Raw genomic sequence first — 1,221 nt, 5'->3', positions numbered from 1 at the left:
CCCACTTGTCCCCCTCCCGCCGGGTGGATTCGATCCCCGGGAGAGTGGCGAGATCCTCAGCCGATCCAGCCGGATCGAAACTGACCTCGATGGTATGCAGCCGTTCTATCGCCATCTTCAGCCGCTCGGGCGAGTCGATGGCAGCTATCTGCCCCCTCCGCATGATCGCGATCCGGTTGCAGAGCCGGTTTGCTTCTTCCATGTTATGGGTCGTGAGGAAGATGGTGATCCCTTTCTTGTTCAGCTCCCTGAGCATGCCTGTGATCAGCTGGGTGCTCTGGACATCAAGGCCGGAGGTCGGCTCGTCAAGGAAGAGGAGATCCGGTTCATGGAGGAGTGCCATGGCGAGGATCAGCCGCTGTTTCATCCCTTTTGAGAAGCCCTGCACTTTCTGATCGCGCCGTTCAAGGAGGCCGAGGCTTTGAAGGAGTGTTTCTGCACGCTCTTCCGCATAACGCCGCGGGACGCCATAGAGCTCTCCCATCAGCATCAGGTTCTGCCAGGCAGAGATGTCGGTATAGGCATTTGCGGTTTCAGGCACCACCCCGCACCGCTGTTTTGCACGGATCGGGGAGGATACGATATCGTGGCCGAAGATCACAGCAGATCCCCCGTCCGGCTGCATCACCCCGGTGAGCATCCTGACAGTCGTCGTCTTTCCTGCACCATTTGGGCCGAGGAATCCGAATATCTCTCCTCGTGCAACCGAGAACGAGATCGAGTCAACTGCGACGATATCGGAGAAGGTCTTCCTGAGATCTGTTGCGATGATCGCGTCTTCCTGATGATCTGCTTCTTTCACACTCACTTCTCCGGCTGAATTGCTTCTCTTTCCATTACTAGTGAACTACCCCACCCTGAAGGATGGGGCTTCCTGCTTCATGGACAATACTTGCATCACAGAGATTTAAAAGAAAAGGAATGTATCCATAAAATATGTCAGGAGTGATGTACAGGCATGATGCCCGCAATGCAGGTATCCTGAACCCTTCAGGGGATTTACTTCCCACGTATTGAGTATTGTATAACTCCCTCAGGGCAGACATCGACACAGGTTGCACACAGGATGCAGTCGGGATTCTCCATCTTCCCTTCCCGGACCATGCGGTGCACGTCAAGCCCCATCGGGCATCTCTTCGAACAGGTGTTGCAGTCGATGCAGAGATCCGCATCTGCACTCAGCTGAAGAGCGGGCCAGCCTGCAAGGTTCCGGATCTTCCG

General features: G+C 55.4%; 2 protein-coding genes. Both read right to left on the bottom strand.

Annotated elements, in window-relative coordinates; translation table 11 throughout:
* On the bottom strand, window positions 1-802 hold an 802-nt coding region (locus QCH34_RS13035; protein ID WP_300334757.1), incomplete at its 3' end, for an ATP-binding cassette domain-containing protein.
* Window positions 803-999: 197 nt separating this feature from the next.
* A partial coding sequence (locus tag QCH34_RS13030; protein WP_300334755.1) for a 4Fe-4S dicluster domain-containing protein occupies window positions 1,000-1,221 on the bottom strand: 222 nt, incomplete at its 5' end.

The sequence above is a fragment of the Methanocalculus sp. genome (assembly GCF_029762515.1).
In the GTDB taxonomy this organism is placed as follows: domain Archaea; phylum Halobacteriota; class Methanomicrobia; order Methanomicrobiales; family Methanocorpusculaceae; genus Methanocalculus.
Note: the sequence above shows the minus strand (reverse complement) of the source record. Positions and strands in the feature narration are given on the sequence as shown.